Annotated in this window: 38 protein-coding genes; 8 read left to right on the forward strand and 30 right to left on the reverse strand. The window is 43.6% G+C overall.

Annotated elements, in window-relative coordinates; translation table 11 throughout:
* Positions 1-18 precede the first annotated feature (18 nt).
* The 3 genes from matP to P7F88_RS19295 all read left to right on the forward strand — a co-directional run bounded on the left by matP (position 19) and on the right by P7F88_RS19295 (position 1,516).
* Complete coding sequence (matP, locus tag P7F88_RS19285) at positions 19-468, forward strand: macrodomain Ter protein MatP (RefSeq protein WP_277827400.1); 450 nt, start codon at positions 19-21, stop codon at positions 466-468.
* Between the two features lie 15 nt (positions 469-483).
* Positions 484-792, forward strand: a complete 309-nt coding sequence (locus tag P7F88_RS19290; RefSeq protein ID WP_277827401.1) for a DUF3634 family protein — start codon at positions 484-486, stop codon at positions 790-792.
* Between the two features lie 328 nt (positions 793-1,120).
* Complete coding sequence (locus P7F88_RS19295; RefSeq protein WP_277827403.1) at positions 1,121-1,516, forward strand: DUF3653 domain-containing protein; 396 nt, start codon at positions 1,121-1,123, stop codon at positions 1,514-1,516.
* 26 nt (positions 1,517-1,542) lie between these two features.
* Here the strand turns inward: P7F88_RS19295 and P7F88_RS19300 are convergent, their stop codons facing one another.
* From P7F88_RS19300 to P7F88_RS19425, 26 genes are all read right to left on the reverse strand, one after another.
* Positions 1,543-1,740 carry a hypothetical protein gene (locus P7F88_RS19300; protein WP_277827405.1) on the reverse strand — a complete coding sequence of 66 codons (198 nt, stop codon included), beginning with the start codon at positions 1,738-1,740 and terminating at the stop codon, positions 1,543-1,545.
* Positions 1,737-2,717 carry a LamG domain-containing protein gene (locus P7F88_RS19305; protein ID WP_277827408.1) on the reverse strand — a complete coding sequence of 327 codons (981 nt, stop codon included), beginning with the start codon at positions 2,715-2,717 and terminating at the stop codon, positions 1,737-1,739. The genes P7F88_RS19300 and P7F88_RS19305 overlap by 4 nt, the downstream gene beginning before the upstream one ends.
* A gap of 1 nt (position 2,718) precedes the next feature.
* Entirely contained in the window at positions 2,719-2,991 is a 273-nt protein-coding gene (locus P7F88_RS19310; protein WP_277827410.1) for a hypothetical protein, read from the reverse strand.
* Positions 2,951-3,148, reverse strand: a complete 198-nt coding sequence (locus tag P7F88_RS19315; RefSeq protein WP_277827412.1) for a hypothetical protein — start codon at positions 3,146-3,148, stop codon at positions 2,951-2,953. The genes P7F88_RS19310 and P7F88_RS19315 overlap by 41 nt, the downstream gene beginning before the upstream one ends.
* On the reverse strand, positions 3,132-3,563 hold the full coding sequence (locus tag P7F88_RS19320) for a hypothetical protein (RefSeq protein WP_277827414.1): 432 nt from the start codon (positions 3,561-3,563) through the stop codon (positions 3,132-3,134). Before P7F88_RS19320 ends, P7F88_RS19315 begins: the two co-directional genes overlap by 17 nt.
* A complete protein-coding gene (locus P7F88_RS19325) occupies positions 3,560-4,027 on the reverse strand; it encodes a M15 family metallopeptidase (protein ID WP_422128571.1) in 468 nt (155 codons plus the stop codon). Before P7F88_RS19325 ends, P7F88_RS19320 begins: the two co-directional genes overlap by 4 nt.
* A 59-nt stretch (positions 4,028-4,086) precedes the next feature.
* Positions 4,087-4,704, reverse strand: a complete 618-nt coding sequence (locus tag P7F88_RS19330) for a hypothetical protein (protein ID WP_277827416.1) — start codon at positions 4,702-4,704, stop codon at positions 4,087-4,089.
* Positions 4,701-5,099 carry a hypothetical protein gene (locus tag P7F88_RS19335; RefSeq protein WP_277827418.1) on the reverse strand — a complete coding sequence of 133 codons (399 nt, stop codon included), beginning with the start codon at positions 5,097-5,099 and terminating at the stop codon, positions 4,701-4,703. Before P7F88_RS19335 ends, P7F88_RS19330 begins: the two co-directional genes overlap by 4 nt.
* Complete coding sequence (locus P7F88_RS19340) at positions 5,089-5,355, reverse strand: hypothetical protein (protein WP_277827420.1); 267 nt, start codon at positions 5,353-5,355, stop codon at positions 5,089-5,091. The genes P7F88_RS19335 and P7F88_RS19340 overlap by 11 nt, the downstream gene beginning before the upstream one ends.
* 111 nt (positions 5,356-5,466) lie before the next feature.
* A complete protein-coding gene (locus tag P7F88_RS19345; RefSeq protein WP_277827422.1) occupies positions 5,467-5,691 on the reverse strand; it encodes a hypothetical protein in 225 nt (74 codons plus the stop codon).
* Entirely contained in the window at positions 5,688-5,867 is a 180-nt protein-coding gene (locus tag P7F88_RS19350; protein WP_277827424.1) for a hypothetical protein, read from the reverse strand. Before P7F88_RS19350 ends, P7F88_RS19345 begins: the two co-directional genes overlap by 4 nt.
* Positions 5,867-6,085 carry a hypothetical protein gene (locus tag P7F88_RS19355; RefSeq protein WP_277827426.1) on the reverse strand — a complete coding sequence of 73 codons (219 nt, stop codon included), beginning with the start codon at positions 6,083-6,085 and terminating at the stop codon, positions 5,867-5,869. The genes P7F88_RS19350 and P7F88_RS19355 overlap by 1 nt, the downstream gene beginning before the upstream one ends.
* The gene (locus P7F88_RS19360; RefSeq protein ID WP_277827428.1) at positions 6,082-6,306 is read right to left on the reverse strand and encodes a hypothetical protein; all 225 of its coding nucleotides are present in this window, start codon (positions 6,304-6,306) and stop codon (positions 6,082-6,084) included. Before P7F88_RS19360 ends, P7F88_RS19355 begins: the two co-directional genes overlap by 4 nt.
* 92 nt (positions 6,307-6,398) lie before the next feature.
* Positions 6,399-7,328 (reverse strand): hypothetical protein, encoded by a 930-nt coding sequence (locus P7F88_RS19365; RefSeq protein WP_277827430.1) that lies wholly within the window; start codon positions 7,326-7,328, stop codon positions 6,399-6,401.
* Positions 7,329-7,755: 427 nt separating this feature from the next.
* Positions 7,756-8,424 (reverse strand): hypothetical protein, encoded by a 669-nt coding sequence (locus P7F88_RS19370; protein WP_277827432.1) that lies wholly within the window; start codon positions 8,422-8,424, stop codon positions 7,756-7,758.
* A complete protein-coding gene (locus P7F88_RS19375) occupies positions 8,408-8,878 on the reverse strand; it encodes a hypothetical protein (protein WP_277827434.1) in 471 nt (156 codons plus the stop codon). The genes P7F88_RS19370 and P7F88_RS19375 overlap by 17 nt, the downstream gene beginning before the upstream one ends.
* On the reverse strand, positions 8,823-9,473 hold the full coding sequence (locus P7F88_RS19380; protein WP_277827436.1) for a hypothetical protein: 651 nt from the start codon (positions 9,471-9,473) through the stop codon (positions 8,823-8,825). The genes P7F88_RS19375 and P7F88_RS19380 overlap by 56 nt, the downstream gene beginning before the upstream one ends.
* Positions 9,463-9,729 (reverse strand): hypothetical protein, encoded by a 267-nt coding sequence (locus tag P7F88_RS19385; RefSeq protein ID WP_277827438.1) that lies wholly within the window; start codon positions 9,727-9,729, stop codon positions 9,463-9,465. Before P7F88_RS19385 ends, P7F88_RS19380 begins: the two co-directional genes overlap by 11 nt.
* A gap of 36 nt (positions 9,730-9,765) precedes the next feature.
* Complete coding sequence (locus P7F88_RS19390; RefSeq protein ID WP_277827440.1) at positions 9,766-10,023, reverse strand: hypothetical protein; 258 nt, start codon at positions 10,021-10,023, stop codon at positions 9,766-9,768.
* Positions 10,024-10,282: 259 nt separating this feature from the next.
* On the reverse strand, positions 10,283-10,681 hold the full coding sequence (locus P7F88_RS19395) for a hypothetical protein (RefSeq protein WP_277827442.1): 399 nt from the start codon (positions 10,679-10,681) through the stop codon (positions 10,283-10,285).
* Between the two features lie 156 nt (positions 10,682-10,837).
* Positions 10,838-11,209: a type II toxin-antitoxin system YafO family toxin gene (locus P7F88_RS19400; protein ID WP_277827444.1), complete on the reverse strand. Its 372-nt coding sequence runs from the start codon at positions 11,207-11,209 to the stop codon at positions 10,838-10,840.
* The gene (locus P7F88_RS19405; protein WP_277827446.1) at positions 11,206-11,697 is read right to left on the reverse strand and encodes a hypothetical protein; all 492 of its coding nucleotides are present in this window, start codon (positions 11,695-11,697) and stop codon (positions 11,206-11,208) included. Before P7F88_RS19405 ends, P7F88_RS19400 begins: the two co-directional genes overlap by 4 nt.
* Positions 11,698-12,232: 535 nt before the next feature.
* Positions 12,233-12,538, reverse strand: coding sequence for a hypothetical protein (locus P7F88_RS19410; protein WP_277827448.1), 306 nt, complete (start codon positions 12,536-12,538; stop codon positions 12,233-12,235).
* Between the two features lie 44 nt (positions 12,539-12,582).
* The gene (locus tag P7F88_RS19415; RefSeq protein ID WP_277827450.1) at positions 12,583-13,053 is read right to left on the reverse strand and encodes a winged helix-turn-helix transcriptional regulator; all 471 of its coding nucleotides are present in this window, start codon (positions 13,051-13,053) and stop codon (positions 12,583-12,585) included.
* Positions 13,054-13,063: 10 nt separating this feature from the next.
* Complete coding sequence (locus P7F88_RS19420; RefSeq protein WP_277827452.1) at positions 13,064-13,387, reverse strand: hypothetical protein; 324 nt, start codon at positions 13,385-13,387, stop codon at positions 13,064-13,066.
* 2 nt (positions 13,388-13,389) lie between these two features.
* The gene (locus tag P7F88_RS19425) at positions 13,390-13,641 is read right to left on the reverse strand and encodes a hypothetical protein (protein WP_277827454.1); all 252 of its coding nucleotides are present in this window, start codon (positions 13,639-13,641) and stop codon (positions 13,390-13,392) included.
* Positions 13,642-13,992: 351 nt separating this feature from the next.
* Here P7F88_RS19425 and P7F88_RS19430 point away from each other — a divergent pair, with 351 nt between their 5' ends.
* Positions 13,993-14,253, forward strand: coding sequence for a helix-turn-helix domain-containing protein (locus tag P7F88_RS19430; RefSeq protein ID WP_277827455.1), 261 nt, complete (start codon positions 13,993-13,995; stop codon positions 14,251-14,253).
* Positions 14,254-14,467: 214 nt separating this feature from the next.
* On the opposite strand, the gene P7F88_RS19435 is transcribed toward P7F88_RS19430, so the two are convergent.
* The 4 genes from P7F88_RS19435 to P7F88_RS19450 all read right to left on the reverse strand — a co-directional run bounded on the left by P7F88_RS19435 (position 14,468) and on the right by P7F88_RS19450 (position 20,146).
* A complete protein-coding gene (locus P7F88_RS19435) occupies positions 14,468-16,270 on the reverse strand; it encodes a methyl-accepting chemotaxis protein (RefSeq protein WP_277827457.1) in 1,803 nt (600 codons plus the stop codon).
* 293 nt (positions 16,271-16,563) lie between these two features.
* A complete protein-coding gene (locus tag P7F88_RS19440) occupies positions 16,564-18,627 on the reverse strand; it encodes a response regulator (protein WP_277827459.1) in 2,064 nt (687 codons plus the stop codon).
* On the reverse strand, positions 18,620-19,831 hold the full coding sequence (locus tag P7F88_RS19445) for an FIST signal transduction protein (RefSeq protein ID WP_277827461.1): 1,212 nt from the start codon (positions 19,829-19,831) through the stop codon (positions 18,620-18,622). The genes P7F88_RS19440 and P7F88_RS19445 overlap by 8 nt, the downstream gene beginning before the upstream one ends.
* Before the next feature lie 93 nt (positions 19,832-19,924).
* A complete protein-coding gene (locus P7F88_RS19450) occupies positions 19,925-20,146 on the reverse strand; it encodes a hypothetical protein (protein WP_277827462.1) in 222 nt (73 codons plus the stop codon).
* A gap of 396 nt (positions 20,147-20,542) precedes the next feature.
* On the opposite strand from P7F88_RS19450, the gene ccoN reads away from it, so the two are divergent.
* Genes ccoN through ccoP form a run of 4 tightly spaced genes read left to right on the forward strand, consistent with a single transcriptional unit; the run spans position 20,543 to position 23,768 of the window.
* Positions 20,543-21,970 (forward strand): cytochrome-c oxidase, cbb3-type subunit I, encoded by a 1,428-nt coding sequence (gene ccoN, locus P7F88_RS19455; RefSeq protein ID WP_277827464.1) that lies wholly within the window; start codon positions 20,543-20,545, stop codon positions 21,968-21,970.
* A gap of 12 nt (positions 21,971-21,982) precedes the next feature.
* Positions 21,983-22,603, forward strand: coding sequence for a cytochrome-c oxidase, cbb3-type subunit II (ccoO, locus tag P7F88_RS19460; RefSeq protein WP_277827466.1), 621 nt, complete (start codon positions 21,983-21,985; stop codon positions 22,601-22,603).
* A gap of 11 nt (positions 22,604-22,614) precedes the next feature.
* Positions 22,615-22,791 carry a cbb3-type cytochrome oxidase subunit 3 gene (locus P7F88_RS19465; RefSeq protein WP_277827468.1) on the forward strand — a complete coding sequence of 59 codons (177 nt, stop codon included), beginning with the start codon at positions 22,615-22,617 and terminating at the stop codon, positions 22,789-22,791.
* Positions 22,791-23,768 (forward strand): cytochrome-c oxidase, cbb3-type subunit III, encoded by a 978-nt coding sequence (gene ccoP, locus P7F88_RS19470; protein ID WP_277827470.1) that lies wholly within the window; start codon positions 22,791-22,793, stop codon positions 23,766-23,768. The genes P7F88_RS19465 and ccoP overlap by 1 nt, the downstream gene beginning before the upstream one ends.
* Positions 23,769-23,852: the final 84 nt, after the last annotated feature.

Consider the following 23,852-nt stretch of genomic DNA (forward strand, 5'->3'; position numbering starts at 1 on the left):
GCTAATGGACTATCTGTGATGAAATATCAACAACTTGAAAACCTTGAATGTGGCTGGAAATGGCAATATCTCATGAAGAAGTGGCGAGATGGAGAAACCATTACCAGATATATCGATACCAGCGAAGACTCTCAAGCCGTAGAGCATTTAAAACAAATCGAACATGAACCGACTCAGGTGCTTGAGTGGATTGAGAACCACATGTCCGAAGAGTTGGATAAGAAGCTCAAACAAGCCATTCGCGCAAAGCGGAAGCGTCACTTTAATGCCGAACAAGTGCATACCAAGAAAAAATCTATCGACCTGGACTACCGAGTCTGGGAAAAGCTTTCTATCAGAGCGAATGAGCTGGATTGTACGTTATCCGATGCTATTGAGTATCTGCTTTCAGAAGCTTCTAAGAGTGAAAAAGCTAATCAGACTGTAAGCAGTTTAAAGGAAGATTTGAGCAAGCTGCTATCAAGTTAGTCAGGGAGAAATATTATGATGTACGTAATTTTAATCGGCGCAGTTGTCGTTATTTGGTTGGTTGCTGTCGATAGGCCTGTATTAAAAATGACGTTTAAAGACGGAGCATTGGTTGGCCATAAGGGAAATTTACCTCATGCTTTTGGCCACAACTGCAAAGAAATTGGCCACAGAACACCATTTGACGGTGTGGTGAAAGTCTACATGACACGTTCCGGCGCGAAGCTTAAGTTCTCGAAAGAAATACCAAACAAAATACAGCAGCGCATAAGAAACGTATTCCCACATCAGGGTTTTAAGAGTTTCGGAAAGAAAAAGGCTTAGAGTTAAATAACAAAACCAATAAAGGCAGCGAAAGCTGCCTTTATTGTTAGGACATGTTCTTAAGGTTACTCAAACCAGACATTACAACTTTGCCGCTACATGCTTACTGCGTATTAGGTATATTATGTTAAATATGGTTCTATTGATTTCATTATCAACGAGAGCCTTCTATCCCCTTCAAATCTTTCATTATTTTAGTAGTCGTTTTCTACTACCTCTTGATTTTGGCGTTTTCGCACCATTTGTGGTGTGTATCGCTCAAAATCATCAATCTCAAAAAAATTGTATTTTTTTGAACTAAATTCGTGATTCTTAGAGGTAGATCACAATGAAAAAACTACTACAACGCATCAAAATGCGGGACGAACTCTACCAGTGTGGCTATTTGAATGAACATTTAAGCGAAATACTGCTCTATGAGTTCGATTCTATGGAAGCTGCAGCCGATTACCTGGGTGTGTCTGTTCCAACGTTATATCGATACAAAGCGATCAATAAATGGCCTGTAGCGCAAGCCAGGCTGCTTATGATCCGGCATCGTGGTTATCTTCCTACCAGTTCGCCCTGGTCTGGGTTTCGTGTGGTTGGTGATAAGCTCATAACGCCGTCAGGCCGCGAGTTTACAGCGCGTGAGCTCAATATTCCGAAGATGATTTCAAGTAATGACAGTTACGCGCTAATAATGCGCAATAAGAAGCGTCTGTATAAGTTTAGGCGTGGATAGCTAAGTAAAAGCCCCAGAACGGGGCTTTATAGTGGTGTTTCTTCTTGTGGTTGCCAACCGGCATTGTTTTTCTTGTAATCGTTCATCTGGTCTTCGTTCAGCATCCCTTCCCCACAAATTAAATATTCGGTTTTATCCTGGTTAGCCGGTGCATGTGGGTAGCGTTCCTGGTAGCTCTCAAGGTAGTTCTGGGCGCTCACGAATTTATAATAGAGGTTTTTCATAGCTGCACCTCTTGCCAGCTTCCAGATTGAGAGTTTTCGATGTTTCCAGCTGTGCTCCGTTTAGCGCTGATGTGAGTGAACTCAATTCGATCTCCATTGGTTGGTGTCGGCGTGTCGATGTAGAAGTTTATATCTGTACTTTCCGCATCAAACACTACTTTTTCTAGGTAGACAGGTTTATCGACAACTGTTTCACCAATTAGGCGTTGGCTTGTGTCTGTGACTTGCCCAACCGAGTAGAACCCTTTGATTCCATCAGTTTTACTTGTGATAGTCACCTTACCTAAGTGAGTCTCGGCTAAAGTTAGACCCGGAACTTTCACTGACGGATACGCCTGGCAAACCGATTCGTCCACAACCTCTACCGCAATCCCGTTTTCAATGTGCACCACTTGCATCCCTGCCGGAACCTGAGCATTTAAATTATTTAGGTCAATGAGCTCCGGAAGCTCAGGCTCTAAGGAATTGTAAGCAATTACGCCTTCCCCTTCATCGATAATGTACTCATACTCATCATTTAAGTTAATGTCGTATAAGTAACCTGCTAGTCCCGCTGGCGCACTACTGTCAATCACATGGTCTTCACTCCATGACGCATTCGCGGTCTGTTGATCGAGTTGACCATCAATTAATAGCGTGGCGCTTCCATTGTATACTTCAAGGCGTATAACATGCTCTTTATCATCCGTTACCGATATCGAACCGGTGACGGTTGATGCTTCATCCGGAGAGTAAAAGCGAAATGTCCCCCCTAGATTAAAGCGACATATTCGTTTGCCTGTAGCGGAGTTAATCAACACGCTACGATAATCGATAGATGTGCCTTTGTACTTAAACTCAATGAAATACCCATTAGCGCCTGATAACGTAATGGGTTTGAATTTGATATGCGTATTCCCATCAAAATACAGCACCCATCTAAACAGCTTCTGAAAAAACAGGATCATGCTTTCAAAGGTTCGACGAACGACTGGCATATTACTCTGCTCCGCTGGCCGTTAGTTCTGCATTACCAGAAACAGCTTTACCCCATAGGAGAACAGTGTCGCTATAACCAAAATAAGGCGTTTCTTGTCCTGGTCTGAATATACTCATGAAAGGAGCATCAACGGCGGGTTTGGCAGCTGCCTTTATCAATAAAATGGCACCACCTTTAATGTGACGTAGTGAGCCTTGCGACTCACCTTGTGAAATCTGTGAATAATCCGCGTCAGTTAACGCGTAATTTGTGGTGTCCTGGTTCTTGGCCATTACTCATTTCCTCTTTAGTTTCCAGGATAATTAAACGCTCAAGCACTGCCTGATTCACTTTCGCCTGGTATGAAATACTCTTCCACATGAAAAGCGCCAGGATAATGGTATCCAGGGAAATGCCTCGTGATATCAATGAGTCAATTAACACTTCCATTTGCGCCTCCAAATCGTTTACTTAACCAGTGTTCAAAGGCCACTCTTAGCATTCGTCTAAATCCAAACGTATCTATGTAAATCATGCCTAGTGCGTACCAGTAATACTCAGGAACGCTCGCCTCCAGAGCATCAAAGCCTTGTTGAATGTATGGCGCCCAATCGGGCACAAACGCTAACAGCACTGGAATGGTTGTCAGCAATAGAAGGTAATCATCCTTCCATCCCCTATCCTTCATGCTGATTTCGTCCAGCCTGGCCGCATTGTTATCACCGGATTCAATGCGCTTTATTTGCGCTGTCGCTTTGGCCTCTTCCACACGGTCTTTACGTTCAGCTTTACGGCTTTTTTCAGCCTGTCTAGCGCTAACCAGGTTGAGAATTCCGGTGCCAATAGCGGTTAGAAAAGTGATCATGCGTACACGCCTTGTTTGAGCTCTACATGTGGCCCATCCTGAAGAGTAGCCCAATCGCCACCCCAGGTTATTTGAATGTCGAGCTCTTTCGCTGCTCGCTTAAAGGCATCCGATACGGCTTTGTAATACGCCATATCCCAGGTAACTTGTCCGTTTTCGTCATAGACTACAAAATCAATGGCGTGTCCGGTTTGGTGACGGCTAATGATGTTTGTCCCATCACAATTGGATTTACCACTGACAAATAACTGATATTGCTGCGCTGCAGTGCGCATGCCAGAGGTGATCCCAAAATCATAAGGGGAATATTTCAGTGCCAGGCGAACCACTTGTTTGAGTTCGTCCTTTACACCAACCATGCGTGATTCGCTTCTTGGGGATAATACCCAACTCATAATACTCTCCAATGCACTTGTTACACTGTCGCTATTTAAAGCATTGTTAACGACTTTATTTCGGCTCATGAGATAGAGAATAAGCACCGATACCAGGGCAATTTGATAAGGCCTCATGATTGCCTCCGTTAACTGAACTCACCCACGCGTAAAGTGTCATTGTTATGACCAGTAACCGTGAGCTCGTTAATCGCTTCTATCTCTTTGGCTTCGCCTGGCTGCAGTTTGTAGAACCCTGCAATGACAATGGCTTCGACGTTGCTTTCACCAGCCTGCAGCATGATTGATTTACGACTGCTGTTTTCAGGGATGCTCTGCGCGCTACCATCAATGGTGATGGTTGGTAGCGCTGCCAGGCTTTTACCTTCTTCTTTAACGACAAACACCGAGCCCAGGTTCTGATAAACAGGCTGAGCGCCGTCGAATACCGCGGAAACATCTAAAGGCGTACCGTCGGCGTTCTTAATAACAACGCGCATGTTGTCACCACTTGGGACAAATTGTCCGTAGCCGGTGATGATGTCGATATCGCCATCAATGCCGCTGGTATTGATAACGGAGTATTCCGAGAACGCGAGTCCTTTAGGTAGCAATACCTGATCTCGTTCGCCCAGTTCGTACTCAATGAGCCCCTTTCGGGTTTCAACACGGATGGTGATTTGTCCTGGAGCAGTAGCCACATAGATAAAATCACCACTGCCAGGTATGTTAGTTCGTCGCTGATTGGCTTTAAAAAATGACTTCATTTTCGGCCTCTCGATATCACTGCGATCATGATTATCATCACGGCCATACCTGCCATCATGTACAACGTAGTCTTCTGATTCGCCGCTATCAGGTCAGTTGCGCCCTGTGTTTGCGTTGACTTGACCAAATCACTCATTTGACTGATAGAGCTACTGGTTGCTTGATTCGCTCTTGAATACGCATCATCAATGGCACTGAATGCACCTTCGGCTAAGGTTTCAGCAAAGTCGAAACTTTCACGAGTATTGAGTTCGGCATAATCGAACACTCGGTCTGTGGCATGTTCAGCAAAGTCAAACGATGCTTCAATCGCCCCGCCATCGAGCTGGTTATACTCGTAGCTGGTCGTTGTGTTGTACGTGGTACTTTGATTGGAATTCGATTTACTGCCCATTTGGGTTCAACCCCTCTAACTCAAATCGGTAAACGGTTTCTACAGCGCTAGCGCCATGACGTTGTACCAGTCTTGCCACTGCTCGCTCTGTGTCTGCACAGTGATAGCGAACAGCCTTAAAATCTTTCTCTTTGATTCGTCTTAATATGGCGGGGATGTGTTTATTGAGATTCTTGCCATAGGAGATCATCCAGACCATTTCCCAGCCCTGACCATCCGCCATGATTTCGGGACGAATCATGATAATGAAGCTCATCGTCTATCTCGTATAGCTCTGCTCCACTACGGAGCGAAGCTCGCAGCGCTGGAATGTTATCAAACGCCATGCTGAGTTTACGTTCCAGTGCTGCAGACCAGAAAATGCGCTCTATTTTTTCCATACCATTGCCACTGCAATAACAATGAAGACAATGACAGCGCCATAAATGGCCTTATCTTCGGTTGGGGTGCCTGAGTTGATGGTCATGCCCTGGATATTTGGTCCAGCTGCACCAAAATCACCATTTGTTGCTGTGGCACTGGAGCTTGGCATCACTGCCCCGCCGCCAGTATTTAAACCACCACCAAGCATTCCAGCTGCTGCACCAATCATGCTTTTCTCCAGAACCAAACGCCCACACACAAGAGAATGAACAGTACGGCGTAAGCTTTATTCTCACTTGCCACTATGACCTGATTTTGCGTGTTCTTCATATTGACCGCGCCATCAGAAGCAGAGTTGTCATTCCCTGTATAGCCACCATTGGCAGCAATAGGATAATTACTCATTATTTTTTACCTTTGCGGATAAAAAAGTACCAAGCCAGAACCACCACACCGACCACCAATAAGACACTACTGGTCTGCATATTGCTCTGGCTCCCCACGTTCACAAGTGGCGTATCTTGCTGATTGGCTTCCAGTACATCTGTCACGGTTTCTTTTGTGACATACCAGCCACCGGCTGCACCAATCAGACTCGCCACTGGAGCCAAAAACCAAATCATGATTTACTCCGCGTTGCGAACATCAACACCAGAACCAGGGCGATAAAGACCAGGGCACCACCGGCATACAGCTTGGTTTTGTCCTGTTCTTTAATCGTCTGCGAGGATTGAACCGCTTCAACCTGACTCTGAGCCGGATTTGCAGTATTGGTCACTTTGGTAGGCTCGACGTTTTCCGCTTTCACCTTCTCCACTTCGAAATAACCGTCAATGACGTTCATTCCTGCCTGACCAAACCACCCCCGATTTTGTCCCAGGAGGAAACAGCTGTTTCAACTTCGTTGGTTGATACGTCTTCCATACCTCGCCGCCCTTATTCCCCAGTTGGAATTTCTTTGTTTTGAGTGACGTACTCGAAGTACACCGGTATTTCTTCTGCAGCTGCAGTTCTTAGCTTAATCTGCAATGACTCCAGACAGACCGGTACGAAAGCGCCTTCGGTGGCAAAGCCGTGGTTAACAAAGTCAATCACCACCCAACCATCAGGCATTTGTTTCCCTGACTGACGGCGGAGGTTCGACTTGATGTCGTCGATATAGCCCCAGGTCACTTTCTTACGGTCACGAAGGATCTCAAATGACTGCAGATTGGACGTTTTAAGCCACATACGCCAGATACGATGGTTAGCACCTTTTAGCGGGAAGTTGTGAGTTTGTTCACCGGCTACGGTCTGGCTGATTTCACCATGCCAGATACGAGGCACGAAATAGCGATCCGGTTGAGCCGGTAATACACGCTTATTCGCGTACATTTCCAATGTTTCTGGATAAAATTCACCCTTGCCAGCGGTTAATACCACCATGCGGATTTTTTCACCTGGTAGAACAACCAGCTCACCACGACGGATACCATCAGTGGTACGGTGTTCTTCTTTGGCAAAATCAATGAAGATGCGGGTTTGTCCCGATATTTCCTCAGCTGCTACAACGGCTTCTTCGCTCCATTTGCCATCATAGGCATCTGACGCGACCAGGAACTCAGGGTAAAAACCTGAGAACTCACTGCCATCGGTGTATTCAAACCAAATACGTTGAATACATTCACGAGGAACGTTAGTGACAATCTCCAGACCGGCAATGGTCTGAGCTTCGTCAAATTCAGGATACATTTTTTTAAAATAGCCTACGGATTTGAATGGATCACACTGCTCTAAACGAGGAGCGTAAGCACCTTTCACTTCACGTAGAACACCCAGAGCGACGGCGGTTAATCGGCGCATTTGCGCTGCAGTTTGAGTTGCCATGATTACACCGATACCCCTACTTTCGCCGCGTTATCTTTGACGAAAGAATTGTTGTTTAATGCCCAAATCGTAAGAACGACAACCACGAATGCAATTCCTGCTGTAGTCATCTGTGCTTTAGTGATCAGGCTGCTTTTTTTGCTGCCATAGTTGCTTGCTCAACTTGCTGTTGATTGCTTAAACACCATCAATAAACCACCACTAAAAAGGGCTGAAAAGCACTATTTCAACGGTTAACCTATTAGGTAAAACTTGCGTTAGAAGTGTGATTGAACCAACACAAATCTGGTTAAAATGGCCGTTTTGAATCGGTTGCCAATCGGTTTAAACCCAATGGAATGCGGTTAGTTAATCGGTTGGCAATCGGTTTAGATACTGGTTGAGCGTTAACCGAGGTGTTAACGCTCAAACCAAGCAGGACGCGGTTTCAACTGAAAATAGGCTCCAGCTTACCGCGCACCACATTATTGATTCCCTGGCGCTTGATGTAGTACTCCAAATCAACCAGACCCGCTATGTCATCCGTGGCGATATCAATGCGCTTAGACCAGTATTCGGCATCCGCGAAATCGTCTTGCTTACCAACCCACTTGATCTGCGAACCTCTCAATATGGTTTTGGGTACTTCCTGCCCCCGCTGAAAGATAGAATGACAAACCAGGCCAAACTTACGTCCGCCCTGGTAGTTTTCTGCCAGCTGGCCTTCGGCCTTCGAAATGGTGGTGACAAAGCGGATTAACTCTTCATTGATGATGTGCAAAGGCCGCTTACCATCGGCGAACTGCCAGGCTAACTTCTGAAAAAACTCAAAATCTCTCAGAGTGCGCCTTCCAACATAGGAAATAACAAAAGGTTTTGGCTGCGCCCTGAGTTTCGCCATTTTGCTGATAAACTCTTTTGCACCGGCTGCCTGGTATACTTTGCGCTTACCTAGGCGTGTAAACGTTGAGTACGTGTCGAATATCATCACATCTTCGTTTAGCGGAATAAGCCCGAGTTTGTCGGCCTGGTGCATCGCTGTGGTTTTACCGCCGCCAGTACCGGCACAATAGAGAACGTGACGAGCATTAATTGAATCATCAGGATTGATTGCCATTGTCGGCCTCCGGTTTTTCCAGTGCATCGACTTCTCTGAGCTTTTTACACTGCTGAGCCCCACCAATGCAGACAATCAGCGTTAAAAGGATCACCACCATTTCTTCTTTAAAGCGACCCAACGAACCAGGTACTTTCTTGCCATACTTCGACGCGAGCTTGGCATAAGAGCCTTCCAGCATGGCTTTCTTGCCTTCGCTTATTTCGTATTTTTCATGTCCAAAGAACTGAAAGGCGATCTCTATGCCTTCGACAATGAGCTCACCTGCCAGGTCTTCTTCGTCTTCATCAAAAATAGATGGCACTGCAGAACCAGGAGAACCACCGGAATTTGTGTCTGAATCACTGCCCTCTGCCTTTACGCCGTCCAGTTCATCCGCTTCGCTCAACAAGTCTTCATCAACCTGAATGAATTTGGGGATGTCTATCCCCTTCATATCCAGCGTTCCACTCATAGTAAAACCCCTTTAGGCTGTTCGGTTTCAGGCTTTGCTGGCTGCGGTTTGGCGGGTGTTTGGGGGTGTTGGAAGTGTTAACACTTTCAACCGGCTTTTTCAGTTTGCGGTAAAGGGCATAACCGCCACCGCAAATAAGCAGCAACCCAAAGATAACAACCAACACAATACCACTTGCAGACTGGTTTGAGCCGTCTTTCTTATCGGTTTGGGAAGCCGTTTCAACCGCTTCGCCGGTATCGTTATCTATGAGTAGATTTTCCTCTGTTATCTCCTCTTTAACCGCGTCATTACTGGTTTCATCGGTTGAAGCTGTTTCGACTTCGGTTATTAGTGCTCCGCTGTTCTCCAGCTCAGTCTTTAATGCCTGGCTTTCTTGCTCAGCATCGTACTTCTCTGCAAACTCTTCTAACGTGCTGGTCATGTAGGTTTTGCAGTAATCATGTACGCCTATGCCTTGCTCGTTGCTGTGCTCAGGGCAAACGTAGTAAAACGTGTTTTTACGTGGACCACCTCTTGGTAGATAAACTGGAGATGGTTTTCCGCAATGCTGACAAGGCGCATAGCCCTGGATAGGTTTGTGGCTATTTTGCATCAGACTGACCCTCAATAATCTGATCCATCACATTGCGAATAGTGCGGTTTAATCGCTGATACCTGGACACCTTATCCATGATGTCTGCAGGAAGCCCGAGCGTTTCGGGATTAACGTTACCGGCCATAGTGAGCTTAGTCAGTTTCTTTAACAGCTGTTTCATGCTCACGTTGTGAAAAAGCGCCTGCAGTTTATCAAGCTCAGATTCCAGTTCGTTTGCCTCTTTGATGAGTGGCTTTAGTTCGGATAATTCCATGATAAGTCCCCTGTCTCACGACGTTGGTGTATTGGTTTAGGGCGTTACATCCCCAAAAACAGTTGTATTGCGCTTGGTTCTACGCTCGTACTCTTCTTTGGTTTCATCCTCCAGGCGGTAATGCCGTTGCTCAAACCGGAAATCATTTTGGTCATGCAATTCACTCGCATCTGCACCACAAAAAGGACAAAAACCGTTAAACGGCTCAGACCAGGCATTGCGAGATATCCAAAAATTCCGGTAACACTCTTCATCGTGACAACGGCAAACACGTTGCACGTTAATAATTCCCATATTCCCTCCTGTCTCACGCCGTAGGTAAGCCTTGCCCCTGATTCACATCGTTAGCAAGATTAGGTTTACTCGTTGATACGTTGAGCCGGTATCAACTCCACTTGGCCGAGTTCGTCGATGCAATAGCAGCTGCAGTGCTTCGTTCCTAGCTGCTCATCAACTCTTTGAGCAGTTTCGTGGCCGCGTTCCTGCATCAATGCGACTGCAGAATACGCAAATGCGAAAGCAGCTGACCAAACGGCCAGCCCCAGTAAGATTCCTAAGCGCATGATGGTAACTCCATTTCAGGGAATAGATTGGTAGGCTCTGCGATAACAACGCAATTACCCCATTTAACTGCAGCATTCATAAACTCTTTGAACTCCGTTTCGGAGCAGGCTTTAAACGCTATTTTGGCGGGTGTATTGGCACCGGTGCGATCGATAAGAAGGTTTAACGCCTGTAAGGTATGTACAGCAATAAAATCACCATCAATTTTGTCCTGGTAATCAAAGGCAAGGATTCGGGTTTCTGGTGGGAGTAACTGATTAAAAATGTTTTTCTGAAAAAATGGCAGTGACCCCAGAACAACAGATAACTTTCTTTCTCTGAGTAAGGAGCCAAAGCCTTGAGGAGGGTTATCAAACACTTCTCTGAGTGCATTTCTTGATATTTCCATATTGTCACCTAGCTACTGGTGCCGGAATATGGACAGGTCGGAGGTTAATATATACCCAACGTAAAGTGATTACTCTATGAATTAGAAGTGAGAATGGGTTTGTATCAAAGATGAGTCACACAAAAGCCCTGGTACAGAGCTTTTGTGTGAGACCTATCAATATTTATTCCTAAAGGCGTTACCCAGCTTGATGTATCGGCTCATAACCTCTAAGTTTTCGGAACGATCATGCGCATCTGGAGATAGAACTTCAATTAGCAGATATGAGTCAGAAAATAGGCCTTCGGCATAGATAAGCCAATCATCCGACGTACGATGAAACTGGTTATTAACCTTGTTGAAATGGCCGATGTGCATATGTTGAATTCCCGCATATAGCGCATCTCTAGGTCTAGTTAAAGACGCATCTTTACCAAAAGAGTCCGGAACAACACCTTCGGATTTGTAGAGTTTAAATTGTTCGACAAGTTTTTTGTTTTCGGGCGTAGTCCAGTCTACATGGTTAGAGAGGAAAAACTTCGGGCTCATGCTTCGGTCCAACCCCCGATATCTTCTTTTATTTCTTGATTCTCTTTTTGAAGTGCTGCGATATCAATTGGAACGACATCTGCAGATGGTTGCTCGCGAAACTGCCTCTCAAGGTTTGCGAGCATCTCACCACGCTCTACGACTTTTGCGATAGAACGGCGGAAATCCTCTGGTAAACCAGCTTCATCTTCAAGAATCATTGGGCGCATTACGTTAAGAAGCTCTTTGAACTGCGCGAAACCTTCGATATCGTCATCAGTCAGAACAGAGCGTTCTTCAGTAAGTACCTGGTCAATCTTCTGATCCAATATTTGCTCCGCACCTTTTAATAATGTTAAAAGACCGTTGAACATTTGGTTAAAACCATCAGATACAAGTTGTACAGATTCATCTTTCTTTGCCCCTCTGGACAGAAAGTTGGCTGCACCAAACAGACTTACCAGTGGACTGGTAAAATCCGTTAATTTGTTTCCACTTACTGCTTGCATACTCTACTCTAACTTTTTATGACCCTTTCCTGAATTATAACCTAAATAGGTTATGTAGTTAATCCAATTAGATTAACGATTCACCATAGCTAAAAATTCGCCCCTTCTTTCTGCTAGACCATCGCGAAGCGATAAACGACCCCGAACTTACCACACAGAGAATGTATAGAGCTCTGCACCTGGACTTACAGTCCAAAGGAGCCAGCTCGCTCGCGAGCAAGAAGCGACGCTTCATTCTTATTTCTTTTAAAAGCTATTTATATGTATAGATTCTCTGTTTTTATTACCTGTAAGGTTATGCAGCTAATACCCCGTTAGATTCACTATATATCTCGTTCAATGCAGTAAACACTCATACTCTGTATTCAGTACATTAAATCCAAATAACCATAGGGAGCTCATGAGCCACATTAATTCATCATTTACGGCAATATTTGGTTATAGATATGGTAAATGCTTCAGCAAAATGAAACATATTATTAACATTCTTAAGTGGGGATATTAGCGAGCCTCTGCAGGAAGCAGATAAGGTAGTTTAGTTGGCGGTGAATCCGCACGATACGAGCCGTGCATTAACGAGTTTTTCCATTATGAGCACGTTCTCAGGCCTTAATAGCTCCGGTTCGTGTTTCTTGATACGCTGATAAATGAGCTGTACAGCCCTTGAGCGGTCTGTAGCCTTTTGAATGACCTTATTGAAGCAACTAGTTGAAATCTCTCTCAAACGCCTTGCTATGGTGCTTTCCCATACGGTATTTCTGATAATCAGCTGGCGTTCTTTAAGTGTCCAGCCTGTTTGAGCTTCTGCTTCCTTGTCTGCATTGTACATAGCCTCGACCATCTTATTACCTGCAGTTGTCCCTGCCAGATACGCAAACTCTGTAGTTACTTCATAGACCTGATTAAGAGGGATTCCCCCTTATCACCTACGACAGCTGCACTACCTGAACTTGGATCTTCTTGATTGGGGAATATAGGCTTAATAACACGCATCTTGCACATTAGCTCTAAGATACGTGAGACAGTAGGCTGAGAAATGCCCAGGCGTTCTGCTATTTGTTGCTGAGTTCCTTGCTTAGCGAAGGTTCCGTTTACCTTTTCAACGTTAGCCACAATCCACATAGCTACAGCATCAAAGTTCTTGCGACGGCTCCCACGCAAAAATGTAGATATTTCGTGGTTACGCTCCAAACGGCTAATGATTTCGATGTTAGACCGTGCGCCATGTTTCATGAACACTCTAAATACATCCGACAGGCCAGCAGGAAGTGAAGGAACGCCGCCGTTCTTCCACTTCTGTTCACAGTGGTGGTTATATTTGACGAGTTCTTGCTGATATGGCGTTAGGTCTTTCACTCAGGCAACCTCAATCTCTAACCTTGATGTTGAGACAGTCACCATCAGCATTCGATAAGTATTCCAGCGTAAACGTCTGGTCGTTATTAGCTGATATGTCCATATCACCAGGTAGCATTCGCAGTCTATTTTTGACAGTAGAAACCTTCCAACGGGTTTTCATCTTAAACATGCAAGGGTCTATCCAGATGCGTACAACAAACGGCTCTTTAATGTTGTCACCCTCTTCGGTATCCGAATGGTAAACATCAAAATCAAAATCAATACCGTTAAATACAATAAACGTATCGTCGTCATAGTCCCAAAGCTGGTCTAAAAATTCTGAGATTCTCATGATTAACCCCCTAACCTTACCATTCTGCATCTATCTTCTATTTCAGCGATTGCTTGGCTTAGCTTTCCTATCTCCATTCCATTAATGTCCTGGACTTCATCGCAGATCTCTTTTGCATCTAAGGTATTTTTCACATAGAGAATGGTTAGACCTTCACCAATGATTCCATCATCTACGGTACTGACAAAGATTTTACCTCTACTTTCTGAGGTGTAACTTGCTGCGTAAATGGCAACCATGAATGACTCACTCATGCTAAACCTCCACATTTTCTGCGTATTTCATGCGTAAGATGGATGTTGTTCAGATAATGAGCAGATCTATGAACTATATTGATGGTGTGAATGTTTGAAGAGATATCACGTTTTTGAGGGTTGCTGTTCATGAGTAGATTCCTTGTGTTATGACCCTGTGCCTCCCTATGTAAAATAGGGCGCCCTTTTAGCCGGCACTGAGATAAAAAGACCTGTCCAATATTCCAGCGTCGCGTCCGACCAAAAGAGCAAACACCCGATCAGAATAGAGGATCAAAAAGCCTATTCAAGAGGCATCTTAAGTAGTGAAACATTCAAGAGGCTGTTTTATGCTTGTTTTAGGAGGTAGTTATGATTACTACAATTGAACTTTTAGAAGCGTTCAAAGAAGAGATGGACGTGCCTAGTGACTATGCAGCTGCAAAATTATTGAATGTTAGTCCTCAAGCTGTCTCTTACTGGCGAAATGGCAAAGCTATGAGCGAAGAAACCGCCATAATGATGGCAAGAATTTTAAAACTGGATGAAGATCTAGTGATTCTCTCTAACCTTGCAGAAAGACAGCATAGTGAGAAAGCCAAAGAAGCCCTCATGAAGATAATTGCGTCCTAGTCTTCTCAATTTAAGAATCTGAAAACATTAAATAAGCCCCTGTTTTTAGGGGCTTTTTAGTAAGAAAGGTTATTCATGATAAGGTATATTATGTTAAATGTGTATAAGAGATTACTATCAATCTGGCAATACCAACCTTTTGCTCTTCCCCTCGCGTGTTGTACAAAAAAGCCAGCGAGTTTTCGCTGGCTAATGCTTCCATTTTGGTTGCCTGTTAAATCGTAAATCGTCCGACGATGTTCACTAGCCTCTGGTTGATTTTTCTGATGTCCTCTACGTCATCAAGTGCTTCTTTGCCGTTGGCTTCAACTTTGGTAACAATATTGCCTATTGCAGCCATGTTGCTGCTTACTTCATTGGTTACACTGCTTTGCTGTTCTGCTGCGGTCGCAATCTGGCTACTTAGACTATTTATCTTGTCCACAAAGTTGTTCATGGTAACTAGGCTTTCAGCTACTTCGCTGGCGTTAATTGCCGTATCTTCGCAGCGTGATTTTGTGGTATTCATTGAATCTACAACGTTGTTTGATTTGCTTATCAAGCTAGCAAGAACACTTTCTACTTCAGAAGTACTTTCTTTGGTTCTGCTGGCAAGACTTCTCACTTCATCGGCAACTACCGCAAAGCCACGACCTTGTTCTCCTGCTCTGGCTGCTTCGATTGCTGCATTTAGTGCGAGTAGATTCGTTTGCTCTGCAATGCCGCCAATGACGTTTAAAATGCTATTGATATTCTCTGTCTCTGAATTCATTAACTGTACATTTTCAGACGAAGTTGAAACTTCGGATATTAAAGACTCAACGATAGATTGAGCACTTTCAACATTTTGCTGAGATTGAATGCTGGTATCATTCGCCTGCTGTGTAATTTGCGCTGTGTAGTTAATGTCAGATGCCATTGATTCTGCAGCAGAATTTAACTCGTCAATCGCTGCAACTACTTGCTCAGTCTCGCATACATGCTTTTGCAAATAATCGGCGTTTTCTGCTGATCTTTGACTTAATTGGGTCACGTTTTCTTGCATTTGCTTCGATGCTTGTTGGATATCTTTCATCATGGCCTGGAAGTTGATGATGAACTGATTTACCCCTTTAGAAATCTGGGTTAGATCATCGTTGCCCTTCACATCCAACCTTTGAGTTAGGTCTATCTGCCCTTCAGAAAGTCCTTTTATGGTTTCGCGCAATACAGGTATTGGTCGGTATACATAGTTAAGAACCAGAGAATAGATAGCGATGGAGATAACTAAAGCAAATAAAGTCGATATGATTGCGAAGTTTCTGGCATCAATCAGCGATGCAAAAGCTATAGACTTGTCCAACTCAATAGCCAGATACCAGGAAATATTACCTATAGTAATTTTTTGTGCGAAAAGAGCCTTCTCTCCACTTATAAGCGTATATTCCGTTTGTAGTGATTTGTTGCTTACGATCTGGTTGGCTAACTCTTGAAAAGTCCTTTGATCAGACAAAGTGGTTGTTGTTTCTATCTCTGGGTGGTTAGATGCAAGAACAGACGTGTTTTGATCCAGAATAAAAGCGTTTGCCCCCTCTATATCAATAGAGTCAACAATAGTATTTAACCTGTCTAACGTAATATCGGCAATCAACGCACCATTTGGTATTTTCTCGGCGACACTAACCATAGTGGTGTTGGTTGTCGTATCAACATAAATTTCCGTATAAATTACACCATCTGCGTTGCGAGCGTCTTTAAACCAGAAACTTTCTGCTGGTTTATAACTTTCCGGAGCTACGCCTTGATCCCAGCCTTCAACAAGCAAGTCATTGGTATACGCGCGGTTGTCGGAATATCCAACCGTCAAGATATCAATCCCGCTGGCTTTACTATAAGAAGTTAACCTCGCAACATCGCCACCTGGGAAGTAGGGATTATTCCTGTAATCATCAGCCATACCACGTACAGAATTGCCAATCCCAGACATAAATGCCTGAACTTTACTACTTTCAGAGGTAGCTCGTTTAGAGGTGGAGTCTGAAATGGTTTCTTTTAACATGGCCTGTTCATTGATATATGAAACGTAGTTTGTTAGCCCTACAGAAAGTGTTATTAAAAGTGAGGTAGATAAGAGTAAAGTTTTTTTAAAGCCAAACTGCATAAGATTACCGCCAGATGTTTTATCTAAATAAGCAAGGAGCACCATTCTGCTTATCGGTTCCTTGCTAGAACATTGCGCGGATAATTACATAGTTCATTTGTATATAAAGTTACTAGAGTCCCAATTTATCAACTGGTTAAATAATAATTATAGAAACTTGATCAGAACAAAATATCGAAGGGCTTAATTCATCAGTGTGACTTATTGAGAATCTTTTTAAGTTCATCCATACGAATAGGTTTGGTGAGAAAGCCATTCATGCCCGCAGACAAACATTTCTCTTTGTCTGTTTCCAGAGCATGTGCCGTCAACGCAATTATATGAGTTTGGATAGCATGTTCTCGGATGATCTCTGTTGCCTTCAGGCCATCCATTACCGGCATGGAAAGATCCATAAAAATAAGGTCAAATTCCTCTGGTCTGGTGCTAATAATATTAGTTGCTTCCAGGCCGTTGCAGGCAAGCTCAACGTTATGTCCGAGCTTTTCTAACAAAATCTGTATTACCTTCTGGTTGGTTTTATTGTCTTCCACCAAAAGGATTTTCTTCAATTCTGTTTTTTGACTGATATATTCTTTCTCTGTCTCTGATGTTTTTTGTTTTACCGGTGTTATAGGTAAAACTACTTTAAATTCGCTACCACGATTCACCTTACTAGTGACGGTTATACTTCCCCCCATTAACTCAACCAGGTGCCTAGTAATCGTCAGCCCTAATCCTGTTCCTCCGTATTCTCGAGTTATTGAGCTATCTGCCTGTTCAAATGCATTAAATAGCAGCCCTATTTTGCTATCCGCAATACCGATACCGGTGTCGGAGACTTTAATTTCTATCTTGTTTACGCCAAGGATTGAAACATTAATATTGATACACCCGCTACATGTAAATTTGACGGCGTTACCGACCAGGTTAAACAATATTTGCGTGAGCCTAACGGGGTCTATCAATATAAATTCGGGTATGTTTTTATCAATATCAATGTTGATTGCGATACCCTTTGAGTCCGCATGAACTCTATGATGGTTAATACTATTAGCAACAATGCTCGGTAGATTTGCTTCTTGAAAATTCAGAGAGAAATGGCCTGACTCTATTTTGGATAAGTCCAGAATATCACTAATTAGAACATTCAGTAGCTCAGCAGATGACTCCATCTGCTCTAGAATTCTGGATTGATTTGGCTGAAATTCTGCATTCTGTAATACATCGAGATAACCAAGAATCGTATTTAATGGTGTTCTGATCTCATGGCTCATGACAGCAAGGAACTCGGATTTAGCGTTACTCGCTTTTAGTGCTTCTGCTTTTGCGCTTTCAAGCTCAATAATTCGGGCTTTCTTGTCGGTTATATCTTTGGCAGATCCTCGGTATCCCTTATAGGTACCTTGCTCGTTAAAGTAAGGTCTACCACTAACACTAATAAAGCGCTGTCCGTTCAACTCTACTTCGATTTCTTCAAAAGGTTTGATTTGACTAATGGCCTGTTCGATTCTTGACAGCCCTTCTGGGTGGCATATTTTTTCTAGCCCAGTCAGAAGGTTATCGTTAATTTTAACGATAGAAGAACGAGATGATGTTTGATAATGGACGTTTAAAAAGGCGTCGGTTTCCCATAACCAGTCTCCAACAGATTGAGCGAAGTCTATAAAGCGTTGCCTGTTGTTTGCCAACTCCTTCGTTCGAACCTGAACTAACTGTTGCAACCTCTCCTTTTGATCTATGTCGTGTAAAGCTCTTTCTACAAGAGGCATTAAGCGGGTTAACGTATCTTTAGATTCAGTATTAAGCCGACCTTTCGTATTGCTGATCAAAACAATGACGGATTGACTTACTTCAGAAACAACACCACAAATTAATGCTGACTGAATGGTGTTCTTTACTATCGGGTTGAGTCGTTTGAAAAACTCAACCTGGCCTGGGTCGAATAACACTATGCATTCACCTTTTATGGCTCTTGCAAATTTGGGGTCTTCATTCCATGTGGTGTTTTCAAATAAAGAGTTGGTACATAGAAAAGTATTGTAACTACTATCTTGTTCACTCTTAGCCAGAACAAGAGCGTTATCAAAATGAATGTATTTCTTAAGAACAGTCAAAAGCGCATCAAATATCTGGTGTCTGTTCTTTGCGTCAGCTAAAGCCGTAATGGCCGAGAGTACTGCGTCACTTTCTTCTGCCAGTTTTCTTTCTCGAGAACGGGCTTTCTCTAGTTCGAGTAACGTTTCCTGTAACTCTTCATTTAAAAAATCATTCATGTTCGGATTCTTTTGAGTAAAAAATAACAGAAGAAAGCATTAGATTGCCGTGAGCGTTTTCCCCATTAATGAAGCCCCCTTGCTCGCCATAGGTAAAGGGACAAATAAACGGTCGCCTTCCATAAACCTGATGCAATGACTGGTGCACCTTGTCGATTTTACTGATGATTATGCCCATTGAGCCCGCGCAAAATATATTAACTCCGCCAAAAAGATCAATGTCTGTAGGATGTGCATTTATTGCCGATTGAGTGACTAGCGCAGCTCTTTTAATGAGTTGATCTTCACCACCTGTCATTAAGTGCACACGATCACCCGTCTCAATATTGGTAAATAAAGGTACCCCTTCAGGAGTCACACTAAGCGGATGAGATAATTTATAATACGGAGAATCGAAAACTTGCCCTGCAATCCTCCCCAGTGGATATAGCGCGGTGACCTTTAGATATTCTTCATCGTTCACTAGTTTACTTAGATGTTGTCTGACCCAATCACCATAAACTTGGTTCGCCGGTTTGCCGTCAATTTCGACTAATGTTCTTCCTATGGTCCTGGTTGCTATTCCATTAAACTCTGTCGGATAATGACCGCTGCTAAATGCTGTCAAAGAAGGACTGGAAGGATAAAATACGGAGATGGATACGCCTGAATGACTATATTGATTGTTACTGATAATACTCCATCTCTTCGCAATCTTATTGTCTGCGGCTGAACCTCCAATAAGTTTTATACTTCCCCCTAACCTTTCTTCAATGGCTTCGACAATGATTTCTTCGTGTCCAAATGTCGAATGAAGAATGACTAAACCAGGGAGTTCCCCGTCCCTATCGGCTTTTTTTATTGCATCATTTAGCGCTTGCGTTGTTAAAGTTTTTATATCGTGTCTGGTACAGTGATCTGCTGGGAATTGCCTGAGTGCACATCCGTAGGACGTTAAAACGGAGTCATCAAAAAAAGCTAACACTGCTATTACTGGACCAGCATGAAACCCTTCATCTGTCATTACCCCTTTGAATGAACTGCAGCCATGTATTTCACTGTCGTGAAACTTGTCAGATAGTTCTTTAGAAAGAGTTGAAGCGGAATATTCTTCCGTGTAATAGCAAATAATAAAACTTGGATTAGCCTTCCCTAGTTTGCTCGCTAATTCAGCTACAGCAGCCGACTCGTTAGTCTGGTTGGAAAAACAGGATTTAAGCCGCATAAATTTTAACCAAAACATCCCTTTGTCGGTTTGTAAACTCGATACACATCATAATCTTATAGTATCGATTCAATACAAAAATTAAAGCCTAAACTATTTATTTAGCGTTATATATGCGCTCTGACCAGAAACGGTCTCGAGAATTGAGAGCTCTATAACGTCCGATTGTGGCGTTATCGTTAATATCTCATTAGTTTGAACGATCAAAGCTTTACCTTTTGTTAATTCAACCTTCAGTTGAAGGTCCACTTTCAGATCAGAAGTGTACGCCTTTTCGTCTGCATTCCAGTCAATCGGAATATGAATATTGCTCAACACAACTTCGCAACTGTTTTTCGGGGTACAACTAACAACTTGCTGATTGTGTTCAAAAGTTCGCCAAAAAAAGCCGATATCAGCACTCCCATCATGATTAAAATATGCACTAATCGTTGTTTGGTTAGTTTTTCTGATGCCATTTTTATATCCGTGATGTAACAAGCTTCAAAGTTTTAGAAATAAATGTTCTAACAATCAAAAAATTAGAGGTTAACTCGTTGTCATTAAAATGTTAAATCCATTATCATTGTGAGGAAAATGTTATTTATCCAGGGAATATTATAGGAAATTTTAACTTCTAAGCGCATATTCCTATTCCCTCGAGCTAGCATTCATTACGACATGAAGTCGTTATAAAAGTAAAGTAGTCAATCATAAACTGGAAGCATGATAATGAGCCAAGTAAATCAGCTTGAGCACAATTATAACTATACTGTTGTACGTCAATTCACCCTGGTAACCATACTATGGGGAATTGTTGGTATGGCGGTTGGCGTTTTTATTGCCGCTCAACTCGTCTGGCCACAGCTAAATTTCGATACGCCGTGGCTTACCTATAGTCGTCTACGTCCGCTTCATACGAACGCGGTAATTTTTGCATTTGGTACCAGTGCCCTGTTTGCAACATCCTATTATGTTGTGCAGCGTACTTGTCAAACGCGTTTGTTTGGTGGCGTTCTTGTCCCGTTCACATTCTGGGGTTGGCAGGCAATTATCTTATCTGCTGCCATCACACTACCTTTGGGATACTCAACAGCCAAAGAATATGCTGAACTAGAATGGCCAATTGATATCGCGATTGCGGTTGTCTGGGTCGCTTATGCGGTAGTGTTCTTTGGAACGCTAATTAAACGTAAAACCTCTCACATCTACGTTGCGAACTGGTTCTTCGGTGCCTTCATCATCACAGTAGCCGTTCTTCATATTGTTAACAGCATGGCAATTCCTGTATCAGGTATGAAGTCATACTCTGTGTATTCAGGTGCTGTCGATGCAATGGTTCAGTGGTGGTATGGACACAACGCCGTAGGCTTCCTACTTACAGCGGGTTTCCTGGGTATGATGTACTACTTCGTGCCTAAGCAAGCAGAACGTCCGGTATACTCTTACCGCCTGTCTATCGTACACTTCTGGGCGCTAGTTTCTCTATATATCTGGGCTGGCCCTCACCACCTACACTACACCGCTCTACCTGACTGGACACAGTCTCTTGGTATGGTGATGTCACTGGTACTGTTTGCTCCATCATGGGGTGGTATGATCAACGGTATCATGACGCTATCTGGTGCCTGGCATAAACTTCGTTACGACCCTATTCTACGTTTCCTAATCGTTTCACTTTCTTTCTACGGTATGTCTACGTTTGAAGGCCCGATGATGTCGATTAAGACAGTTAACGCACTTTCACACTACACAGACTGGACTATCGGCCACGTACACTCAGGTGCGCTTGGTTGGGTTGCTATGGTATCTATCGGTTCGGTTTACCACCTGATTCCAAAACTATTTGGTCAGGAAAGAATGTTCTCAGTAAGTCTAATCAACGTGCATTTCTGGCTAGCGACAATCGGTACGGTTCTATATATCGTAGCGATGTGGATCTCAGGTGTAATGCAAGGGTTAATGTGGCGTGCAGTTAACGCAGACGGAACACTTACATACAGCTTCGTGGAATCTGTACAAGCGTCTTACCCGTTCTACACAGTTCGTTTTATCGGTGGATTTATCTTCCTGGCCGGTATGTTCCTGATGGCTTATAACGCTTATAAGACCATTACTGCACCTAAAGATAGCCTGAAAGCTATCGAACAACCGGCTTAAGGAGGTTATAGAATGAGTTCTAATTCAAATAATCGCCATGAAATTGTCGAGAAAAATGTTGGTCTACTAGCGATATTGATCGTAGTAGCGATCAGTTTTGGTGCTTTAGTAGAAATTGTTCCTTTGATGTTTCAGAAGCAGACAAACGAACCAGTTGAAAACCTAAGACCATACACCGCGTTGGAAATGGAAGGCCGTGATGTATACATTCGTGAAGGATGTAACACTTGTCACAGTCAGATGATTCGTCCGTTCCGTGCTGAAACAGAACGCTATGGTCACTACTCTGTCGCTGGTGAATCGGTATGGGAGCATCCATTCTTATGGGGTTCTAAACGTACTGGTCCAGACCTGGCTCGTGTAGGTGGTCGTTATTCTGACGAATGGCATCGTGTACACCTTATCGACCCTCGTGCTCTTGTGCCAGAGTCAAATATGCCTGGTTTCCCATGGCTTGAAGAGAATGTGCTTGATGGTGAAATTACACCTAAGAAACTTCAGCTATTCCGCGACCACTTTGGTGTTCCATATACTGACGAACAAATAGCAAATGCTAAGAAAGATGTTGAAGGCAAAACAGAGATGGATGCTCTGATTGCTTATCTTCAGTCTCTTGGTCATGCGATGAAGTAAGGAGAATAGGTATGGATATTGGTACTTTCCACGGTCTCTGGACACTTACTTTATTTATCAGCTTCCTTGGTGTGGTTTGGTGGGCTTATGGCAAGAGCCGTAAGTCCCGCTTTGAAGAAGATGCAAATTTGGTCTTCGCCGATGAGCAGCCTAAACCAACTAAATCTGAACAAGGAGTGACCAAATAATGACAACTTTCTGGAGTTTATGGATCATTGTATTAACGCTCGTCACTCTGGTTGGCTGTGCAGTCATTCTGGTTTGGTGTCTACGCGATAACATGGGCGTTCCTGACGGCGAAGATATGGGGCACGAATACGATGGAATTCGTGAACTTAATAGCCCACTACCTAAGTGGTGGAGCTACCTTTTCATAGGAACATTTATTTTTGCCGCGATTTATCTGGCACTCTATCCGGGAATGGGCAACTTTAAAGGATTCCTTGGCTGGACGAGTTCGGATCAAACAGTAAGCACATTAGCGCAATCTAAGACCTCAATTGCTGACTCCCAGAGTAATAAGCAATTGGATCAGTACGCTCGCGAATTAGGTGAAGCTGAAGAGTACTTTGGCGAAGCATTTAAACGCTTAGCATATAAAGAAGATGGCAGTGGTTACAAGTCAATTCCTGAAATGGCACAAAACGAAGATGCAATTAAGGTCGGTCAACGACTCTTCCTGCAAAACTGTTCTCAGTGTCATGGTTCGGATGCTCGCGGTCAGAAAGGGTTCCCTAACCTGGTTGACGATGCATGGCTTTACGGTGGTGAGCCTGAAGCCATACTAACTACCATCAGGGATGGTCGTATTGGTCAGATGCCACCTTGGCAAGCCGCACTCGGTGATGAAGGCATTCAAGAGGTTGTGACTTATACCCTTAGCCTTTCAGGCCGTAAGGTGAACGCTCGTGAAGCAGCAGCCGGTAAGAAGCGCTTTGTTGTTTGTGCAGCATGTCATGGTACAGACGGTAAAGGTAACCCTGCGGTTGGAGCGCCTGACCTAACCGATAAATACTGGCTATTTGGTGATTCTCGTGCCGAGATTACCGCGACAGTTGCAAATGGTCGTTCAGGTGTGATGCCTGCATGGAAAGACATTCTTGGCGAAGACAAAGTTCAGCTAGTTGCTGCATATGTCTGGAACCTTAGAAACACCGAAGAATAAACGGTTAAAAGCCCCTTAATAAGGGGCTTTTCTTGAACTACTCCTAAACTTTTGAAAATTTTATATTTTAAAGCCCGTTATTTA

Source organism: Vibrio hannami (assembly GCF_029589055.1).
Lineage (GTDB): Bacteria > Pseudomonadota > Gammaproteobacteria > Enterobacterales > Vibrionaceae > Vibrio > Vibrio hannami.

Excerpts from the sequence above, each read along its gene's own strand:
- P7F88_RS19410 (WP_277827448.1), bottom strand. The coding sequence starts at position 12,538 with ATGGTCGAGGCTATGTACAATGCAGACAAGGAAGCAGAAGCTCAAACA.
- P7F88_RS19310 (WP_277827410.1), bottom strand. The coding sequence starts at position 2,991 with ATGGCCAAGAACCAGGACACCACAAATTACGCGTTAACTGACGCGGAT.
- ccoO (WP_277827466.1), top strand. The coding sequence starts at position 21,983 with ATGAGTTCTAATTCAAATAATCGCCATGAAATTGTCGAGAAAAATGTT.
- P7F88_RS19300 (WP_277827405.1), bottom strand. The coding sequence starts at position 1,740 with ATGAAAAACCTCTATTATAAATTCGTGAGCGCCCAGAACTACCTTGAG.
- P7F88_RS19345 (WP_277827422.1), bottom strand. The coding sequence starts at position 5,691 with ATGATTGGTGCAGCAGCTGGAATGCTTGGTGGTGGTTTAAATACTGGC.
- P7F88_RS19420 (WP_277827452.1), bottom strand. The coding sequence starts at position 13,387 with ATGAGAATCTCAGAATTTTTAGACCAGCTTTGGGACTATGACGACGAT.
- P7F88_RS19390 (WP_277827440.1), bottom strand. The coding sequence starts at position 10,023 with ATGGGAATTATTAACGTGCAACGTGTTTGCCGTTGTCACGATGAAGAG.
- ccoN (WP_277827464.1), top strand. The coding sequence starts at position 20,543 with ATGAGCCAAGTAAATCAGCTTGAGCACAATTATAACTATACTGTTGTA.
- P7F88_RS19430 (WP_277827455.1), top strand. The coding sequence starts at position 13,993 with ATGATTACTACAATTGAACTTTTAGAAGCGTTCAAAGAAGAGATGGAC.
- P7F88_RS19315 (WP_277827412.1), bottom strand. The coding sequence starts at position 3,148 with ATGGAAGTGTTAATTGACTCATTGATATCACGAGGCATTTCCCTGGAT.
- P7F88_RS19340 (WP_277827420.1), bottom strand. The coding sequence starts at position 5,355 with ATGAGCTTCATTATCATGATTCGTCCCGAAATCATGGCGGATGGTCAG.
- P7F88_RS19370 (WP_277827432.1), bottom strand. The coding sequence starts at position 8,424 with ATGGCAATCAATCCTGATGATTCAATTAATGCTCGTCACGTTCTCTAT.
- P7F88_RS19290 (WP_277827401.1), top strand. The coding sequence starts at position 484 with ATGATGTACGTAATTTTAATCGGCGCAGTTGTCGTTATTTGGTTGGTT.
- P7F88_RS19360 (WP_277827428.1), bottom strand. The coding sequence starts at position 6,306 with ATGAACGTCATTGACGGTTATTTCGAAGTGGAGAAGGTGAAAGCGGAA.
- P7F88_RS19405 (WP_277827446.1), bottom strand. The coding sequence starts at position 11,697 with ATGCAAGCAGTAAGTGGAAACAAATTAACGGATTTTACCAGTCCACTG.
- P7F88_RS19380 (WP_277827436.1), bottom strand. The coding sequence starts at position 9,473 with ATGCAAAATAGCCACAAACCTATCCAGGGCTATGCGCCTTGTCAGCAT.
- P7F88_RS19435 (WP_277827457.1), bottom strand. The coding sequence starts at position 16,270 with ATGTTAAAAGAAACCATTTCAGACTCCACCTCTAAACGAGCTACCTCT.
- P7F88_RS19295 (WP_277827403.1), top strand. The coding sequence starts at position 1,121 with ATGAAAAAACTACTACAACGCATCAAAATGCGGGACGAACTCTACCAG.
- P7F88_RS19440 (WP_277827459.1), bottom strand. The coding sequence starts at position 18,627 with ATGAATGATTTTTTAAATGAAGAGTTACAGGAAACGTTACTCGAACTA.
- P7F88_RS19350 (WP_277827424.1), bottom strand. The coding sequence starts at position 5,867 with ATGAGTAATTATCCTATTGCTGCCAATGGTGGCTATACAGGGAATGAC.
- P7F88_RS19305 (WP_277827408.1), bottom strand. The coding sequence starts at position 2,717 with ATGCCAGTCGTTCGTCGAACCTTTGAAAGCATGATCCTGTTTTTTCAG.
- P7F88_RS19335 (WP_277827418.1), bottom strand. The coding sequence starts at position 5,099 with ATGGGCAGTAAATCGAATTCCAATCAAAGTACCACGTACAACACAACG.
- P7F88_RS19325 (WP_422128571.1), bottom strand. The coding sequence starts at position 4,027 with ATGAGCCGAAATAAAGTCGTTAACAATGCTTTAAATAGCGACAGTGTA.
- ccoP (WP_277827470.1), top strand. The coding sequence starts at position 22,791 with ATGACAACTTTCTGGAGTTTATGGATCATTGTATTAACGCTCGTCACT.
- P7F88_RS19355 (WP_277827426.1), bottom strand. The coding sequence starts at position 6,085 with ATGATTTGGTTTTTGGCTCCAGTGGCGAGTCTGATTGGTGCAGCCGGT.
- P7F88_RS19425 (WP_277827454.1), bottom strand. The coding sequence starts at position 13,641 with ATGAGTGAGTCATTCATGGTTGCCATTTACGCAGCAAGTTACACCTCA.
- P7F88_RS19445 (WP_277827461.1), bottom strand. The coding sequence starts at position 19,831 with ATGCGGCTTAAATCCTGTTTTTCCAACCAGACTAACGAGTCGGCTGCT.
- P7F88_RS19395 (WP_277827442.1), bottom strand. The coding sequence starts at position 10,681 with ATGGAAATATCAAGAAATGCACTCAGAGAAGTGTTTGATAACCCTCCT.
- P7F88_RS19320 (WP_277827414.1), bottom strand. The coding sequence starts at position 3,563 with ATGATCACTTTTCTAACCGCTATTGGCACCGGAATTCTCAACCTGGTT.
- P7F88_RS19375 (WP_277827434.1), bottom strand. The coding sequence starts at position 8,878 with ATGAGTGGAACGCTGGATATGAAGGGGATAGACATCCCCAAATTCATT.
- P7F88_RS19330 (WP_277827416.1), bottom strand. The coding sequence starts at position 4,704 with ATGAAGTCATTTTTTAAAGCCAATCAGCGACGAACTAACATACCTGGC.
- P7F88_RS19400 (WP_277827444.1), bottom strand. The coding sequence starts at position 11,209 with ATGAGCCCGAAGTTTTTCCTCTCTAACCATGTAGACTGGACTACGCCC.
- P7F88_RS19385 (WP_277827438.1), bottom strand. The coding sequence starts at position 9,729 with ATGGAATTATCCGAACTAAAGCCACTCATCAAAGAGGCAAACGAACTG.
- P7F88_RS19465 (WP_277827468.1), top strand. The coding sequence starts at position 22,615 with ATGGATATTGGTACTTTCCACGGTCTCTGGACACTTACTTTATTTATC.
- matP (WP_277827400.1), top strand. The coding sequence starts at position 19 with ATGAAATATCAACAACTTGAAAACCTTGAATGTGGCTGGAAATGGCAA.
- P7F88_RS19365 (WP_277827430.1), bottom strand. The coding sequence starts at position 7,328 with ATGGCAACTCAAACTGCAGCGCAAATGCGCCGATTAACCGCCGTCGCT.